1 protein-coding gene is annotated in these 442 nt (G+C 61.1%); it reads right to left on the bottom strand.

Annotated features, from left to right (window positions below):
- Nucleotides 1-127 precede the first annotated feature (127 nt).
- The gene (locus tag ACLRGI_RS23285; protein ID WP_419203800.1) at nt 128-406 is read right to left on the bottom strand and encodes a hypothetical protein; all 279 of its coding nucleotides are present in this window, start codon (nt 404-406) and stop codon (nt 128-130) included.
- Nucleotides 407-442 lie beyond the last annotated feature (36 nt).

Below are 442 nucleotides of genomic sequence, written 5' to 3'. Positions count from 1 at the left end.
GCCGGACAACCATTAGGTAGAGACCCCCCAACCCCCTCACCGGGGTCGGGGGGTCTCCCACTTTAACCACCACCCACAAAAGCAGGAGCCTCCGCCACCCACGGAGGCTTCAAGCATTTAAAGCCGACTAATCAGCCGCTGCTGATGCTGCCTCAAGCATTCTCAAATAGTGATCAACATCGCCGAGGTCCACCACGCCGCTTCCGGCAGCCCTTTCGCCCCTGGCCGGCTCCAGCGCAGCCAGTGCCTTGGAGATCATAGAGGGCTCACCCAGCTCGCACGATGCTTGGGCCATGATGCACCAAATCGCCTCAAGCAAAAGGTCCTTTGGGGGATCCGGAAGGCGTCGAAGAGCTTCGGCCGCCTCCTCGCGCGCGCCTGCCCTCACCATCAGAAGTGGCCGCACCCAGCGTTCATAAGGGGCTCTTCAGAATTGAGAGTG

The sequence above is a fragment of the Paenarthrobacter sp. PPS72 genome, assembly GCF_048537125.1.
GTDB lineage: Bacteria > Actinomycetota > Actinomycetes > Actinomycetales > Micrococcaceae > Arthrobacter > Arthrobacter nitroguajacolicus_E.
Note: the sequence above shows the minus strand (reverse complement) of the source record. Positions and strands in the feature narration are given on the sequence as shown.